The following is a 13,135-nucleotide window of genomic DNA, read 5'->3' on the forward strand; positions in this document are numbered from 1 at the left end:
GCGCGTAAGTTTTGTTACCGGTAAAGGTGCGAACGGTAAGACGGCAAAAAGATAGCAATTTCCGAACCAGAGTACCGAACAAGCGTTTAACAGCTTAGCCGACGGCCGGTGGAACGGGATGGTGCAAGGGCGTGCAGCGTACCTTAAAAAGCGCACCGGGATGGAGCGAGACGGGAGAGCAGGCTGTGCTCTCCTGCGGAACCGCAAGAGGCTTATTTCAGCAGATCCTGAAGCGTAGCCAGTGTATCGGCGTCTTCGACGGTTTTATCCTGGCGCCAGCGCAGCATCCTTGGGAACCGTACGGCGATCCCGCTTTTGTGGCGCTTGGACAAGGCAATGCCTTCAAAGCCCAATTCAAAGACCAGGGTGGGGGTTACGCTGCTTACCGGGCCGAACTTCTCCACTGTGGTCTTGCGTACGATGCTGTCGACCTGGCGCATTTCTTCATCGGTCAGCCCCGAATACGCCTTGGCGAAGGGCACCAGATTGCGTTCGCGGCTGCCCGGTGGGTTGTCCCATACGGCGAAGGTGTAGTCACTGTACAAGCTGGCGCGGCGGCCATGGCCGCGCTGGGCGTAGATCAACACGGCGTCGACGCTGAACGGGTCGATTTTCCATTTCCACCACACACCCATGTCCTTGGTCCGGCCGACGCCATACAACGCGTTACGGGCCTTGAGCATCATGCCCTCGACACCCAGGCTGCGGGACGCTTCGCGCTGGCGGGCAAGGTCGAGCCAGTCCTGGCCGGTCACGACCGGCGACGGCAACAGGACCGGGCTGTGACATTGGACAATCAGTGCCTCCAGTCGCTCGCGTCGCTCGGCCTGGGGACGGCTGCGCCAATCCTCCCCTTGCCACTCCAGAAGATCGTAGGCCATCACCACCACGGGCGCGTCTTCGAGGACTTTCTTGCTCAAGGTCTTGCGGCCAATACGCTGTTGCAGCAGGGCGAAGGGCTGTACCGATGGTTGCAGGGGGGTATCCGGGTCGAAAGCCTGATCATTGAGCGGCTGCGAAGATTTCCAGACCACGATCTCGCCGTCGATCACCGTGCCATCGGGTAACGCCTGGGCCAGGGGATGAAGCTCGGGGAAGCGTTCGGTCACCAGCTCTTCACCCCGAGACCAGACCCACAAATGGCCGTCGCGCTTGATCACCTGGGATCGGATGCCGTCCCACTTCCATTCCACTTGCCAGTCGCTGGCCGGACCCAGCAGGGTGTCGAACTGTTCCACCGGGGCGGACAACGCATGGGCCAGGAAAAACGGGTAAGGCTGGCCGCCACGTTGGGCATGCTCATCCTCCGATTCGCTCGCGATCAGCTTCAGGTAGCTGTCGGCTGTCGGGCGATGGGACAGGTCGGTGTAACCCACCAGGCGCTGGGCCACCCGTTTGCTGTCCAGCCCTGCCATTGCAGCCAGCGCCCGGGTCACCAGCAGCTTGGACACACCGACCCGGAAGCTGCCCGTGATGAGCTTGATGCAGAGCATCAGGCTCGGCCGATCGAGTTGCGCCCACAGTGCCGGTAGCCGCACCGCCAGTATCTCAGGCGATTCACCGCGCAAGGGCAGCAGTTTTTCTTCGATCCATACCGCCAGGCCTTCGTCGGAACGGTGCGGCGACTCCGGTAGCACCAGCGAGATGGTTTCCGCGAGGTCGCCCACGGCCTGGTAACTTTCCTCGAACAGCCAAAGTGACAACCCGGACACTTGCACTGCCAGTTCCCGAAGGATTTTCACCGGCACTAATTGCCGTGGACGCCCGCCGGACAGGAAGTACACGGCCCAGGCTGCATCCTGGGGTGGGGCCTGGGTGAAGTAGTTCCGCATGGCGGCCAGCTTGGCATTGCTGGACGTGGTCGCATCGAGATCGGCATACAGTTCGGCGAAGGCCTTCATGACGCGTCCTCGTCGGGGTGGGACGGGGCGGTGACGAGGTCTTCTTCATCGTCGCCATATTCGGTGGTGAACCCCTGGGCGTCGAGGCCGAGCTCGCACAGGTGCCGCACGAGCACGCCAACCGACCCATGGGTGACCATGACTCGCTCCGCACCGGTCTGTTCGATGGCCCATAGCAGACCGGGCCAGTCAGCGTGATCGGACAGCACGAATCCCCGGTCCACGCCCCTTCGCCGGCGGGTGCCGCGCAGGCGCATCCAGCCGCTGGCGAACGCATCGCTGTAATCCCCGAAGCGACGCATCCAGGTACTGCCACCGGCCGAGGGCGGGGCGATAACCAGGGCCTGGGCCATGATCGGGTCGTTCTTTTTGATGTCGCCGGCATAAATCGTGGGTGGCAAATACACCCCGGCGTCGCGGTAGACACGGTTCAACGGTTCGACCGCGCCGTGGGCGAGGATCGGCCCGAGGCTTGCGTCAATGCCGTGGAGAATTCGCTGGGCCTTGCCGAAGGAGTAGCAGAACAACACGCTGGCCCGGCCGGCCGCTATGTTGCCGCGCCACCACTGGTTGATTTCATCGAATATCTGCGCCTGGGGCTGCCAGCGATAGATCGGCAGGCCGAAGGTGGATTCGGTGATGAACGTATGACATTTCACCGGTTCGAACGCGGCACACGTGCCGTCGGGTTCCACCTTGTAGTCCCCGGATGCCACCCAGACCTCGCCTTCATATTCCAGCCTCACCTGAGCCGACCCCAACACATGGCCGGCAGGGTGGAAACTCAAGGTCACGCCGTGATGATGAAGGCGTTCGCCGTAGGACAGTGTTTGCAGGTTGATGTCCTGGCCCAGCCGCGAACGCAGAATGCCTTCGCCGGGGGCCGCGGCCAGGTAATGCTGGTTGCCGCTGCGGGCATGGTCGCCGTGGGCATGGGTGATGACCGAGCGTTCCACTGGTCGCCAGGGGTCGATGTAGAAATCTCCAGGCGGGCAATACAGGCCTTCGGGGCGGGCAATGACAAGATCCATGCAATCACCGGGGCGATGGGCTTGTCAGGTAGAGGTGGGCGCGCGGGGAGAAGTTCTATCGGGTTTGAATACGATGAGGCGTTGGCGTTAACAGTGGCGAGGGAGCGTGCTCCCTCGCCACAACAAGCCTCCCTGCAGCGGGGGCCGCTTTATTTTCCGGGAGTGAGGGTCAGCCGCGTCTTGCCATACGCCCGGTCGAAGTTCTGCGGTTGCAGTGGCAGGCTCTGGTATTGACCCTTGATCCATGGATCGATGCCATTGATGTAGTTCGGGCTGGCCGGGTTGCCTGACTGGCCGATGCCACCTTGGATCAGCAACGGTTCGGGCTGGCCGAAGTCAACGATAAAGCGCGTGGCCGGCGCCTGGGTGGTGTTGAAATCCTGACCCAGGGCGAATGCCGCGGTATTGAGCGTGGTCGCGTCGCCACCGGCCGGCAGCGGGCCGCGCACGGTTTGACCGCCGGCATTCTTCCACTCGTAGCGATGCAATTTGCCCCACTGCCAGGCGTTGTGGTCGCCGCCCAACTGGCTTTCCCCGGCCGTGATGGTGGCTGCCAGGCTGCGGGCCAGGATGATGGCCTTGTCTTCCTTTTGCGCCGTACGCACATCGTCCCAGAACGGACTGTCTTCACGACCGAGCAGATGATCGATCTGAGCCGAGTAGGATAATTGACCGTTGGCGACCAGTGCTTTCCACGCGGGACTGCTTTCCGGGCCCAGTTCGTCGAGGAAGATCTGTTGCATGCTTTGCTGCAGGAACAGTTCATAGATCGCCGCATCGGCGGAGACCGGGCTCAGTCGACCGTCGAATGCCATCAGCCGGGTGTACGCTTCGCGGGCCTTGGCCCGCTCAGCCGTTGGCAATGCCTCGATTGCTTGTTTGAGCGGCAGGGCCATGCCCGGCGCCTCGAAGACTTTCTTGAGTTTGGCCGCGAATGGCGTGGTCTGGTCGTATTGCATCGCGGTCAGGCTGCGGGCGTCATGCTTGCCTGCACCGGCCAGTTCGGCCAGGCGCTCGCGACGCTCCGGTGCGGCCCAGGAGTTGGACAACTGCATGCCGTAGCCGTGGGGAATGACCCGCTGGTTGGCGTTGCCAAGCCAGCCTTGGGCCGGGTCCTGGTCGTAGGGATGTGCCATCGGGTCGGCGTAACCTTCCCAGTCATAGCGACCTTCCCAGCCCGGCGACGGCAGCAGGCCTTCGCCTTCGCGGCGGTTCGGATAGCGACCGGTGACCTGCCAGCCAATGTGGCTGGCGTCGGCAAAGATCAGGTTCGTCGCCAGGGCGCGTATCTCGCGGCTGGCATCGGAGGCTTTCTCGGCATTCTGTGCACGGGACAGGTCGAAGAGTGCGTCGAGGGTCTTGTCGTCGGTCAAGCCCGGCGTCTGCAAGGCCAGACCAAAGCCATTGGCCATTGCGGTGCCTTGGGCGCTGTTGAGCAGCGGGCCATGGCGGGTTTCGAACACGGCTTCCCGGATCGGTCGCTGGCCTTTGACGAAGTAGGTTTCGTTACGCACGCTCACCGGCTGCCATTTACCGTTGACCTCGTAGGACAGGCTGTTGCCCTGGCGTCGGATTTTCTCCAGGAACAGATCCTGGTTGTCCCCCTGCACGCTGGTCATGCTCCAGGCCACCTTGCCGTTGAAACCCGCCAGGATCATCGGGATGCCCGGCACGGAAAGCCCGGCGGCCTGGTACTTGGGTGCGCGGATCTGCACCGGCGCCCACGATGAAGGCGTGCTCAAGGGGCCATGGCTGTCGCTGGCCAGCAGGCTCTTGCCGCTGCGACTGCGTTGCGGGGCGATGACCCAGTCATTCGAAGACCCTGCGCCTGGCAGGTTCAGCGCCGCCAACTGGCTGCTGGCGTTGCTGATTTCGTTCAAGCCCGGGACCTGGCCGTTGAGCCGGATGCCCTGGAGCTTGCCGGCTTCATCCAGGGGCAGTGGTTCGTCCGGATAGGATGGGGTCAGCCAGGCCAGTTTGTCGTTCGTGATCGTCTGGGCCAATACCAGGCTGGCGACTTCTTCCGGCAGGTTGGCGGACTGGCTGAAATTCAGCAGGCAGAACATCAAGGCCGAATCTTCCGGTTTCCAGTACTCGGGCTTGTAGCCCGTGGCGGCCAGGTCCGAAGGCAACTTGTCGCGGTAGCGGAACAGGTAGGCGTTGACGCCTCGGGCATAGACTTCAAAGAAGCGCTTGAGCCGCGGTGACGATGCCTTGTACAGCTCGTCGGCGCTTTTCTTCAGGTTGACGGCTCGCATGTAACGGTCAACGTCCAGCCGCTCGGCCCCGGACATTTCCGACAACCGTCCCTGGGCCAGCAGGCGCAGGGTCACCATCTGGGTGATGCGGTCGCTGGCGTGGACGTAGCCGAGGGCGAACAGCGCGTCATGGAAACTGCTGCTTTCGATCAGCGGCATGCCCATGGCATTGCGCCGGACCGTGACGTTCTGCGCCAGCCCCTTGAGCGGCTGCACGCCTGAGGTGGGCGGGACCGTGTCCTGGGTGTTCCAGGCCTGGCAACCGCTCAAACCGAGCACACCGGCCACCGCGGCGGCAACGCCGAGTCGGGGGAAGAAGAAATTAGAGGCTGGCGAGGCCATGGCAAAGCTCCTGCGGGAGGGGGCACCAAACGAAAGGCGCTACGTTAGTGAGCAGCAGAGGGCCGCGCAAGCGGGGGCAGGGGATATTTACGGATTTGTCGATGAAAGCCCCTCGCTGTGACTTGCCCTCGGGACGAGAGGATGCTCAAGTGTGGCGTTTCAATGACCGCCAGAGAGAAAACCGGCATGGAGCTAAAGAAAGACGCGGCGCTGATGCTCATCGATCAACAAAAAGGCATCCTGCATCCCAGGCTCGGTCCGCGTAACAATCCCGAGGCGGAACTGCGCATGCTTGAGTTGCTTGTGCTCTGGCGAAACTCGGCGCGTCCTGTGATCCATGTGCATCACCTGTCCCGCTCGCCGGATTCGGTGTTCTGGCCGGGGCAATCGGGCGTGGAGGTGCAGGAGCGATTCGCGCCGCTTGCCGGAGAATGGCTTATTCAAAAACAGGTACCGGACGCATTCAGCGGCACCCGGCTGGAGGCGGACCTGCGCAGCGTCGGGATCGGGCAATTGGTGGTCGTGGGCGTAGCGACGCATAACTCGGTGGAGTCCACGGCGCGCACGGCCGGCAACCTGGGCTTCGAAACGTGGGTCGTCGAAGACGCATGCTTCACGTTCGACAAGGCCGATTATTTCGGTAACGCCCGTTCGGCGGATGAAGTGCACGCGATGTCACTGGGCAACCTGCATGGAGAGTATGCGACGGTGGTCAGCGCGAGGCGGATTCTGGAAGCAGGCTGATACTGCGGCATTGGCTGCGCCGGCGTCATCGCGGGCAAGCCATGCTCCCACATGCTTATCGCCGATTCTGTGGGAGCGAGCCCTGCTCGCGATGGCGATTCAACTGGAGAACCGCTGAATCAAGCCCCGTGGCACTTCTTGAATTTCTTGCCATTGCCACATGGGCAAGGGTCGTTGCGGCCTACATCCTTCAGGGCGTTGCGCACCGGTTCCTGGTGGGCGTGGCCGCAGTGCGGGCCATGGACGTGGCCGTGGTCATGATCGTGGTGATGGTCATGGTCGTGATTGCAATCGGGGCCATGGACGTGGGGTTGTTGGGTCATCGGTGTCACTCCGCAATTAAATCGGCGGCGATTATCACGCCATTGCGCTCCAGGTGCACGTAGTGAGCGATGAATAATCCGGTTTCCAGCTCACCTTCCAGACGATAGGGGATCTGCTGCCGGGGTTTCTCGAGCAATTTCACCACCTCCCGCACCTGTGGCCACAGATTGGTCCGGATCGGCACCTTGAAGTAGCCACTGTCTCGCGGGGGCACCGTGAACCAATGTTCGTGCTCGCCGTCGGTCAGCAGCAGGTCCGCGAGATGGATCCGGTACGTCAGGCCTCTCACGGTCAGGTCACTGTCGCCGGGGTTGTCGACCCGAAAGTGCAGCATGAATCGCTGTTCCAGCAACCGCGCACGGATGACTTCGACCTTGACCAGATGCACCTGCGGTTCGGGAGGCTCGTCACCCTGCCAGGAGGCACAACTGCCGAGCCCGATGAAGAGCAGCAGGCAGGCGATGCGTAGCAAGGGGGATGAGTAGGTCATGTCCGCGCCTCTGGTCTATCTGCAGTCTAGCCCGCCGGCGAACGCAAGAGGCATCGGACGATTCCTGTATCAGCGGAAATAGCTCGCGCAGCACTTCTTGAACTTGTGTCCGCTGCCACAAGGGCAGCTGTCGTTGCGTCCGGTCTTGACCGGTACGGTCGGGTCGATGAAATACCAGCGCCCGCCGTTCTGCACGAATGAAGACTGCTCGCGATGGCTGTGTTCCCCCTGACCGTCGTGCCAGCGCGCCGTGAACGTGACAAAGGCGTGTTCCGGTTGGCCGCCGAAGACCTCGCTGCTTTCCACTTCCAGCCCGAGCCAGGTGCTCTTGGCGCTCCATTCGCTCATGGCCTGGCGGTCGAGCCCGTCCTGCTGGGCAGGCAGGGTGGTCGCCACCAGATAATCCACCAGACCGAGCACGTAGGCGCTGTAGCGCGAACGCATCAAGGCTTCGGCGCAGGGCGCCGGGTGACCGTCGTGATAATGGCCGCAGCACGCGTCCAGTGGGTTGCCACTGCCACAGGGGCAGATGGTTGTCTGCAGGCTTATGTTCACAGCTCTACCACCAATATTTTCCAAAGTTTTCCGGGTTGGCCCAAAAGCGTGAGTTGAGCCAGTCCGGGACCTGTTTGTATTCAAGCAGATCGTAGGTGAACAGGGTCAGCACCTGCTCCCCGCGCTGGAACCGCTCGCTGGCCTGCAGGGCCAGGGAAAAGAAGTCTGTTTCCTGCCAGCCACAGGCTTTGAGGTCCGCCAGCACGGCGATACGGCTGGCGTTGAGGTTGCGGATCCCGCCCAGCAGGTTCAGACCGTCGCGCTTGGGCAAATGCTCCAGGCAATCGAGCGCCAGGGCCAGGTCGAAACGTTGCGTGGCGACGTCCGCTGGCAGCGGGCCAGGGGGCGCCAGAACCACTTGGGTATCGGGGTGCGCCTGTTGAAATGCTTCCAGCGCGGGAAAGTCGCTGGCGCCGATCAGCAACAGTTTTCGGGGGGCGTAGCGGTCAAGCACGGCGGCCAGGGCTTGCTGGGGCGTGCGTGGAGAAATGGCAGCGGTCATCGAGATTCCTCAATCAGAGCCCTCACGATAGCCTGCTCAGACCACATGGCCTAGAGCGGTTTGCGCTTAAAAGTGCCGAACGGCCGCAAATGCGAGGCAAACCCTAGGATAGTCAGGTGCTGGCGCGGAACCCGACTCGGGTCTTTACTCCCCTGAATCGGTGCAAAGCCGATTCCTCAAGGAGAAGAACCAATGAACAGCGTTCGGACAGTGTTACCCCTGGTTCTGCTAACCAGTGTGTTGACTGGTTGCGCAGGTTTGCAAAAAACCGACTGGCCGATCTGTGCGGCCACGGGTGGTGTCGTTGGCGCGGGACTGGGCGCCATCGAAAGCAGTTCCTGGATCGGCCCTGGTGCGCTGGTGGCGGGCACTGTGGCGGGCGCCTGGTGCTGGGCTCATGGCGACGGCGACGAAGATGGCGATGGCGTGCCGGACAGCCGCGACAAGTGCCCAGGCACGCCGAAGGGCGTGCAGGTCGATGCCGACGGTTGCCCGCCGCCAGCCCCGGCGCCCGTGGTTGAAGAACCGGTTGTGGTCAGGGAAGAAACCATCGTGATCCGCGATGTGCACTTTGAATTCAACAAGGCCACGTTGACCCCGTCCGACATGGAGACACTGAGCGCCGTTGCGACCCGGCTGAAACAGGAGTCATCAACCGTACAACTGCGGGTGACCGGTCATACCGACAGCGTTGGCAGCAATGCCTACAACCAGCGCTTGTCAGAGAAGCGGGCCAATTCAGTGGTCAACTACCTGGTTGAAAGCGGCGTGCCTCGCGCCAGCTTCGTCTCGGTAGCCGGTGCCGGTGAGAGCCAGCCGGTGGCGGACAACAAGACTGCCGACGGGCGAGCCATGAACCGCCGTACGGAAATCAAGATCAACCGTTGAAAGCCCGGTGCGAGGGGGCACGCTCCCTCGCACCGGCAAGCGCTCTTGTCCCCTGGATTAAATTTGCCGCGGCCTCTGGCTTAACCTGTGGGCAAGCCGTTACTGTGCATGCAAAGAATAATTCCCACCGAGGGGCGTATGAAGGTGTTTTGCGGGTTGGGGCGCTTGTTGACCCTGCTGTTCTGGCTGGTGGTGCTGGTCAATCTGGTCCTGCCGTTCGTTTATCCGCTGCACCTGCTGGTCAATCTTGCCGGCGCGCTGTTGCTGGCGGTCCATCTGTTGGAGCTGCTGTTCTTCAGGGCCAGTTTTCGCCACTCGCCCGCGCCTGGCCGTGATCGCCTCAGGGTGTTGCTGTTCGGCATTTTTCACCTGCAAACCCTTCCGACCGCCGCAGAGGCTCCCCATGCGTAAATTGTGTCTGCTCGCTGCACTCGTCTGTCCGTGGGCGTCTGCCCAAGTGCTCCAGGTGGAAAGTCATTCGCTGATGCGCCTGCCCAATACCACCAGCACCCTGACGCTGGAGCGGCTGGAGGTGGCTGATTACGGGACATTGCTGGTGCCCTCGAATGTGACTCAATTGTCGATTGACCAACTGCACCTGGGGCGTGAGGCGCGGATCGCCATCGTGCCGTCGCAGCAGGCGCTGGAGATGAGCGTGACCCAGGCTGAACTGGCCGATGGCAGCCAGATTACTTCCCGTGGTGCGCCAGGGACCTATACGAAGGCAGCGCTGCCGGGGCGCAACCTCAACCTGCGCTTCAATGCATTGAACGCACCGCTGTTGTCGGTGGATGCCCGCGGTGGTACCGGCGCGCCGGGTTATGTAGGCCTTGACGGCGCCAACGGACAGGCCCCGGGGTGCACCTGGGGTTCGGCGGGGCGCGGTGCCGACGGCAGCAATGGCAGCGATGGCCAGCCTGGCGCGGCCGGCGCTCTGGTGCGCCTCGAACTGCCCCGAGACTACCCGCAGGCGCAGATCAAGGTCGCGGTGGACGGTGGCGCGGGCGGCGCGCCAGGACCGGGCGGAAAACCCGGCGCCGGCGGCAAGGCCAAGGGCTGCCTGGTCTACACCGCCGACGGTGGCAAAAACGGTCGCCCCGGCGCCGATGGCCAGCCCGGGCCTGCCGGCGCTGCGGGTGCGGTGACCGTGCAACGCTTCTAGCCCTTGTGGGAGCGGGCTTGCTCGCGAAGAGGGCGTGTCAGGTTATTCAATATTGACTGATCCACCGTCTTCGCGAGCAAGCCCGCTCCCACAGGTGCGGTGCAACGCCTGATGATACTCAGAACATCGGTCGCGCCGCGCCAAGCGCCACCACCAGCAACCCGATCAACAGATTGATACCCACCAAGCGACGAATCCTGCCCAGCACCGCCGCACCCGCCGGCCAGTCCTGTGCCACCACCGCGTTACGCAACGACGGCAACTGCAAGCCCTGGATGCGGATAAACAACGCCGTCATCACCACATACAACCCCATCATGACCTGCACGTAACGCGGCGCGGTTTCGAAGCCGGCGAAGCGCACATGGATCAAACCTGTGCCGCTGATCGGTAAAATCACCACCGCGACCCAGACCCAAACGAAAAAACGTTGAAACACTTCGACCCACAGCCTGAGCCTGGCAGGACCCTCCAGGGCCGTCACCGCGGCGGGGCGCAGGACCATCCAGGCAAAGAACATCCCGCCGACCCAGGTCAGGGCCGCCAATAAATGCAGGGTGTAGATGAAGGCAAAAAGTGTCATTGAGTTACTCCGTTCTGCGCGGGACTGATTAGCGGGGTATGATAGCCGCCGATCCGAACCACTGAAAATTTATCCAGCGTTTTCCAGCGCCCGACCATTCATGATCAGCACCGAACTCAAAACCACGATCCAGGGCGCCTATTCGCGTTTTCTCGAAGCCAAGAGCCTCAAGCCGCGTTACGGCCAGCGCCTGATGATTGCCGAAGTGGCAAAAGTACTGGGTGACATCGACACCGACGATGAAGGCCGGCGCAATGGCGAGCCTGCCGTCGTGGCGGTGGAGGCGGGCACCGGTACCGGCAAGACCGTCGCCTACAGCCTGGCGGCGATTCCCACCGCCAAGGCTGCCGGCAAGCGCCTGGTGATCGCCACGGCCACGGTCGCCCTGCAGGAGCAGATCGTCTACAAGGACCTGCCCGACCTGATGCGCAACAGCGGATTGAGTTTCAGTTTCGCCCTGGCCAAGGGCCGCGGGCGCTACATGTGCCTGTCCAAGCTGGACATGCTGTTGCAGGAAGGCCAGGCACAGACCGCCACGGCCCAGTTGTTCGAGGAAGAAGGCTTCAAGATCGAGGTCGACGAAGCCAGCCAGAAGCTGTTTACCAGCATGATCGAGAAGCTCGCCGGCAATAAGTGGGACGGCGACCGCGACAGCTGGCCCACCACACTGGAAGATGCCGACTGGGCCCGCCTGACCACCGACCACAGCCAATGCACCAACCGTCATTGCCCGAACTTCGGCCAATGCGCGTTCTACAAGGCTCGTGAAGGCATGGGCAAGGTCGATGTGATCGTCACCAACCACGACATGGTCCTGGCCGACCTGGCCCTGGGGGGCGGCGCCGTGTTGCCGGACCCTCGCGACACGGTGTACGTGTTCGACGAGGGCCACCACTTGCCGGACAAGGCCATCGGGCATTTCGCCCACTACACCCGGTTGCGTTCCACCGCCGACTGGCTGGAAACCACCGCCAAGAACCTCACCAAGCTGCTGGCCCAGCATCCGTTGCCGGGTGATCTGGGCAAGTTCATCGAGCAGGTGCCGGAACTGGCGCGGGAGATCAAGACGAACCAGCAGTTCATGTTCACCGCCTGCGAGCAGATCGCCGACTTCAAACCCGGCGAGGACGTCGAGGGCCGCGAGCGGCCACGGCATCGTTTCGTCGCAGGGATCATCCCCGAGCACATGCGCGAAATGGGCATCGAGCTCAAGAAGGGCTTCGCCCGCCTGACCGACCTGTTCACGCGCCTGACCGACCTGCTCAAGGAAGGTATGGACGGCGAGGTGAACATCGGTATCGCCAGCAACCAGGCCGAGGAGTGGTACCCGTTGTTTGGCAGCCTGCTGTCCCGCTCCCAGGGCAACTGGGAGCTCTGGACGGCGTTCACCACCGAAGATCCGGAAGACAATCCGCCGATGGCGCGGTGGCTGACGCTGGCCGAGAGCGGTTCTCTGTTCGATATCGAGGTCAATGCCAGCCCGATCCTGGCGGCGGACATGTTGCGCCGTAACCTGTGGAACGTGGCCTACGGTGCGCTGGTGACTTCCGCCACGCTGACCGCCCTGGGCACGTTCGATCGCTTTCGCATGCGTGCAGGCCTGCCGAAAACGGCTGTGACCGCCGTGGTCCCGAGTCCCTTCCATCATGCCGACGCGGGCGTGTTGCGCGTACCGGATCTCAGGGCCGATCCACGGGATGCCGCCGCCCACACCGCTGCCATCATTCGTGACCTCCCGGCACTGGTGGAAGGCTCGCGGGGCACCCTGGTGCTGTTTTCCTCGCGCAAGCAGATGCAAGACGTGTTCGACGGTCTCGACCGCGACTGGCGCAAGCAGGTGTTCATCCAGGGCAACCTGTCGAAACAGGAAACCCTGAACAAGCACAAGGCGCGGGTCGATGGCGGGGATTCCAGCGTGCTGTTCGGCCTGGCGAGTTTTGCCGAGGGTGTGGACCTGCCCGGTGCCTACTGCGAGCACGTGGTCATCGCCAAAATCCCGTTCTCGGTCCCGGACGACCCGGTGGAAGCCGCGCTGGCCGAGTGGATCGAAGCTCGCGGTGGTAATCCCTTCATGGAGATCTCGGTACCGGATGCCTCGCTGAAACTGGTCCAGGCCTGTGGCCGTTTGCTACGCACCGAAGAGGACCGCGGCACCATCACCTTGCTCGATCGCCGACTGGTGACCCAGCGCTATGGCAAGGCCATCCTCAACGCGTTGCCGCCGTTCCGGCGGGAAATTTCCTGATGATCACGGCGAATAAACGTTCATGACCAGCCGTCCCATGAAGGTTTTCAAAAAGCTCAATGGCTGAAACAATGCGGCCACGCTAAAAGTCTTTGTTTCAAAGGAGTTGC

Annotated in this window: 13 protein-coding genes; 5 read left to right on the forward strand and 8 right to left on the reverse strand. The window is 62.6% G+C overall.

The window, feature by feature from the left end:
- Positions 1-212: 212 nt before the first annotated feature.
- From LCU97_RS09140 to LCU97_RS09150, 3 genes are all read right to left on the reverse strand, one after another.
- Entirely contained in the window at positions 213-1,901 is a 1,689-nt protein-coding gene (locus tag LCU97_RS09140) for an ATP-dependent DNA ligase (protein ID WP_053153001.1), read from the reverse strand.
- A complete protein-coding gene (locus LCU97_RS09145; protein ID WP_232776164.1) occupies positions 1,898-2,932 on the reverse strand; it encodes a ligase-associated DNA damage response exonuclease in 1,035 nt (344 codons plus the stop codon). Before LCU97_RS09145 ends, LCU97_RS09140 begins: the two co-directional genes overlap by 4 nt.
- Before the next feature lie 149 nt (positions 2,933-3,081).
- A complete protein-coding gene (locus LCU97_RS09150) occupies positions 3,082-5,532 on the reverse strand; it encodes a penicillin acylase family protein (protein ID WP_232776165.1) in 2,451 nt (816 codons plus the stop codon).
- Positions 5,533-5,718: 186 nt separating this feature from the next.
- On the opposite strand from LCU97_RS09150, the gene LCU97_RS09155 reads away from it, so the two are divergent.
- A complete protein-coding gene (locus LCU97_RS09155; protein ID WP_232776233.1) occupies positions 5,719-6,276 on the forward strand; it encodes a cysteine hydrolase family protein in 558 nt (185 codons plus the stop codon).
- Positions 6,277-6,395: 119 nt separating this feature from the next.
- Here LCU97_RS09155 and LCU97_RS09160 read toward each other — a convergent pair whose 3' ends face one another.
- The 4 genes from LCU97_RS09160 to LCU97_RS09175 all read right to left on the reverse strand — a co-directional run bounded on the left by LCU97_RS09160 (position 6,396) and on the right by LCU97_RS09175 (position 8,147).
- Positions 6,396-6,599 carry an SEC-C metal-binding domain-containing protein gene (locus LCU97_RS09160; protein WP_053153014.1) on the reverse strand — a complete coding sequence of 68 codons (204 nt, stop codon included), beginning with the start codon at positions 6,597-6,599 and terminating at the stop codon, positions 6,396-6,398.
- Positions 6,600-6,604: 5 nt separating this feature from the next.
- On the reverse strand, positions 6,605-7,090 hold the full coding sequence (locus tag LCU97_RS09165) for an LEA type 2 family protein (RefSeq protein WP_053153018.1): 486 nt from the start codon (positions 7,088-7,090) through the stop codon (positions 6,605-6,607).
- Positions 7,091-7,159: 69 nt separating this feature from the next.
- Positions 7,160-7,633: a YchJ family protein gene (locus LCU97_RS09170; RefSeq protein ID WP_053153261.1), complete on the reverse strand. Its 474-nt coding sequence runs from the start codon at positions 7,631-7,633 to the stop codon at positions 7,160-7,162.
- Between the two features lie 16 nt (positions 7,634-7,649).
- A complete protein-coding gene (locus tag LCU97_RS09175) occupies positions 7,650-8,147 on the reverse strand; it encodes a DUF6231 family protein (RefSeq protein WP_232776166.1) in 498 nt (165 codons plus the stop codon).
- A 192-nt stretch (positions 8,148-8,339) separates the two neighbouring features.
- Here LCU97_RS09175 and LCU97_RS09180 point away from each other — a divergent pair, with 192 nt between their 5' ends.
- The 3 genes from LCU97_RS09180 (at position 8,340) to LCU97_RS09190 (ending at position 10,197) form a co-directional block, all read left to right on the forward strand.
- A complete protein-coding gene (locus LCU97_RS09180) occupies positions 8,340-9,035 on the forward strand; it encodes an OmpA family protein (protein ID WP_053153027.1) in 696 nt (231 codons plus the stop codon).
- 138 nt (positions 9,036-9,173) lie between these two features.
- Positions 9,174-9,446 (forward strand): DUF1145 domain-containing protein, encoded by a 273-nt coding sequence (locus LCU97_RS09185; RefSeq protein WP_232776167.1) that lies wholly within the window; start codon positions 9,174-9,176, stop codon positions 9,444-9,446.
- The gene (locus tag LCU97_RS09190) at positions 9,439-10,197 is read left to right on the forward strand and encodes a hypothetical protein (protein WP_053153036.1); all 759 of its coding nucleotides are present in this window, start codon (positions 9,439-9,441) and stop codon (positions 10,195-10,197) included. Before LCU97_RS09185 ends, LCU97_RS09190 begins: the two co-directional genes overlap by 8 nt.
- 118 nt (positions 10,198-10,315) lie before the next feature.
- Here LCU97_RS09190 and LCU97_RS09195 read toward each other — a convergent pair whose 3' ends face one another.
- Positions 10,316-10,780, reverse strand: a complete 465-nt coding sequence (locus LCU97_RS09195; protein WP_232776168.1) for a CopD family protein — start codon at positions 10,778-10,780, stop codon at positions 10,316-10,318.
- Between the two features lie 100 nt (positions 10,781-10,880).
- Here LCU97_RS09195 and dinG point away from each other — a divergent pair, with 100 nt between their 5' ends.
- Positions 10,881-13,025, forward strand: a complete 2,145-nt coding sequence (dinG, locus tag LCU97_RS09200; RefSeq protein WP_053153042.1) for an ATP-dependent DNA helicase DinG — start codon at positions 10,881-10,883, stop codon at positions 13,023-13,025.
- Positions 13,026-13,135 lie beyond the last annotated feature (110 nt).

The organism is Pseudomonas uvaldensis (assembly GCF_021271205.1).
GTDB classification, from domain to species: Bacteria; Pseudomonadota; Gammaproteobacteria; order Pseudomonadales; family Pseudomonadaceae; genus Aquipseudomonas; species Aquipseudomonas uvaldensis.

What these genes read in the sequence shown, in the direction of transcription:
- LCU97_RS09155 (WP_232776233.1), top strand. Translation starts at nt 5,719, where the DNA reads ATGGAGCTAAAGAAAGACGCGGCGCTGATGCTCATCGATCAACAAAAA.
- LCU97_RS09190 (WP_053153036.1), top strand. Translation starts at nt 9,439, where the DNA reads ATGCGTAAATTGTGTCTGCTCGCTGCACTCGTCTGTCCGTGGGCGTCT.
- LCU97_RS09150 (WP_232776165.1), bottom strand. Translation starts at nt 5,532, where the DNA reads ATGGCCTCGCCAGCCTCTAATTTCTTCTTCCCCCGACTCGGCGTTGCC.
- LCU97_RS09140 (WP_053153001.1), bottom strand. Translation starts at nt 1,901, where the DNA reads ATGAAGGCCTTCGCCGAACTGTATGCCGATCTCGATGCGACCACGTCC.
- LCU97_RS09195 (WP_232776168.1), bottom strand. Translation starts at nt 10,780, where the DNA reads ATGACACTTTTTGCCTTCATCTACACCCTGCATTTATTGGCGGCCCTG.
- dinG (WP_053153042.1), top strand. Translation starts at nt 10,881, where the DNA reads ATGATCAGCACCGAACTCAAAACCACGATCCAGGGCGCCTATTCGCGT.
- LCU97_RS09175 (WP_232776166.1), bottom strand. Translation starts at nt 8,147, where the DNA reads ATGACCGCTGCCATTTCTCCACGCACGCCCCAGCAAGCCCTGGCCGCC.
- LCU97_RS09160 (WP_053153014.1), bottom strand. Translation starts at nt 6,599, where the DNA reads ATGACCCAACAACCCCACGTCCATGGCCCCGATTGCAATCACGACCAT.
- LCU97_RS09165 (WP_053153018.1), bottom strand. Translation starts at nt 7,090, where the DNA reads ATGACCTACTCATCCCCCTTGCTACGCATCGCCTGCCTGCTGCTCTTC.
- LCU97_RS09180 (WP_053153027.1), top strand. Translation starts at nt 8,340, where the DNA reads ATGAACAGCGTTCGGACAGTGTTACCCCTGGTTCTGCTAACCAGTGTG.
- LCU97_RS09185 (WP_232776167.1), top strand. Translation starts at nt 9,174, where the DNA reads ATGAAGGTGTTTTGCGGGTTGGGGCGCTTGTTGACCCTGCTGTTCTGG.
- LCU97_RS09145 (WP_232776164.1), bottom strand. Translation starts at nt 2,932, where the DNA reads ATGGATCTTGTCATTGCCCGCCCCGAAGGCCTGTATTGCCCGCCTGGA.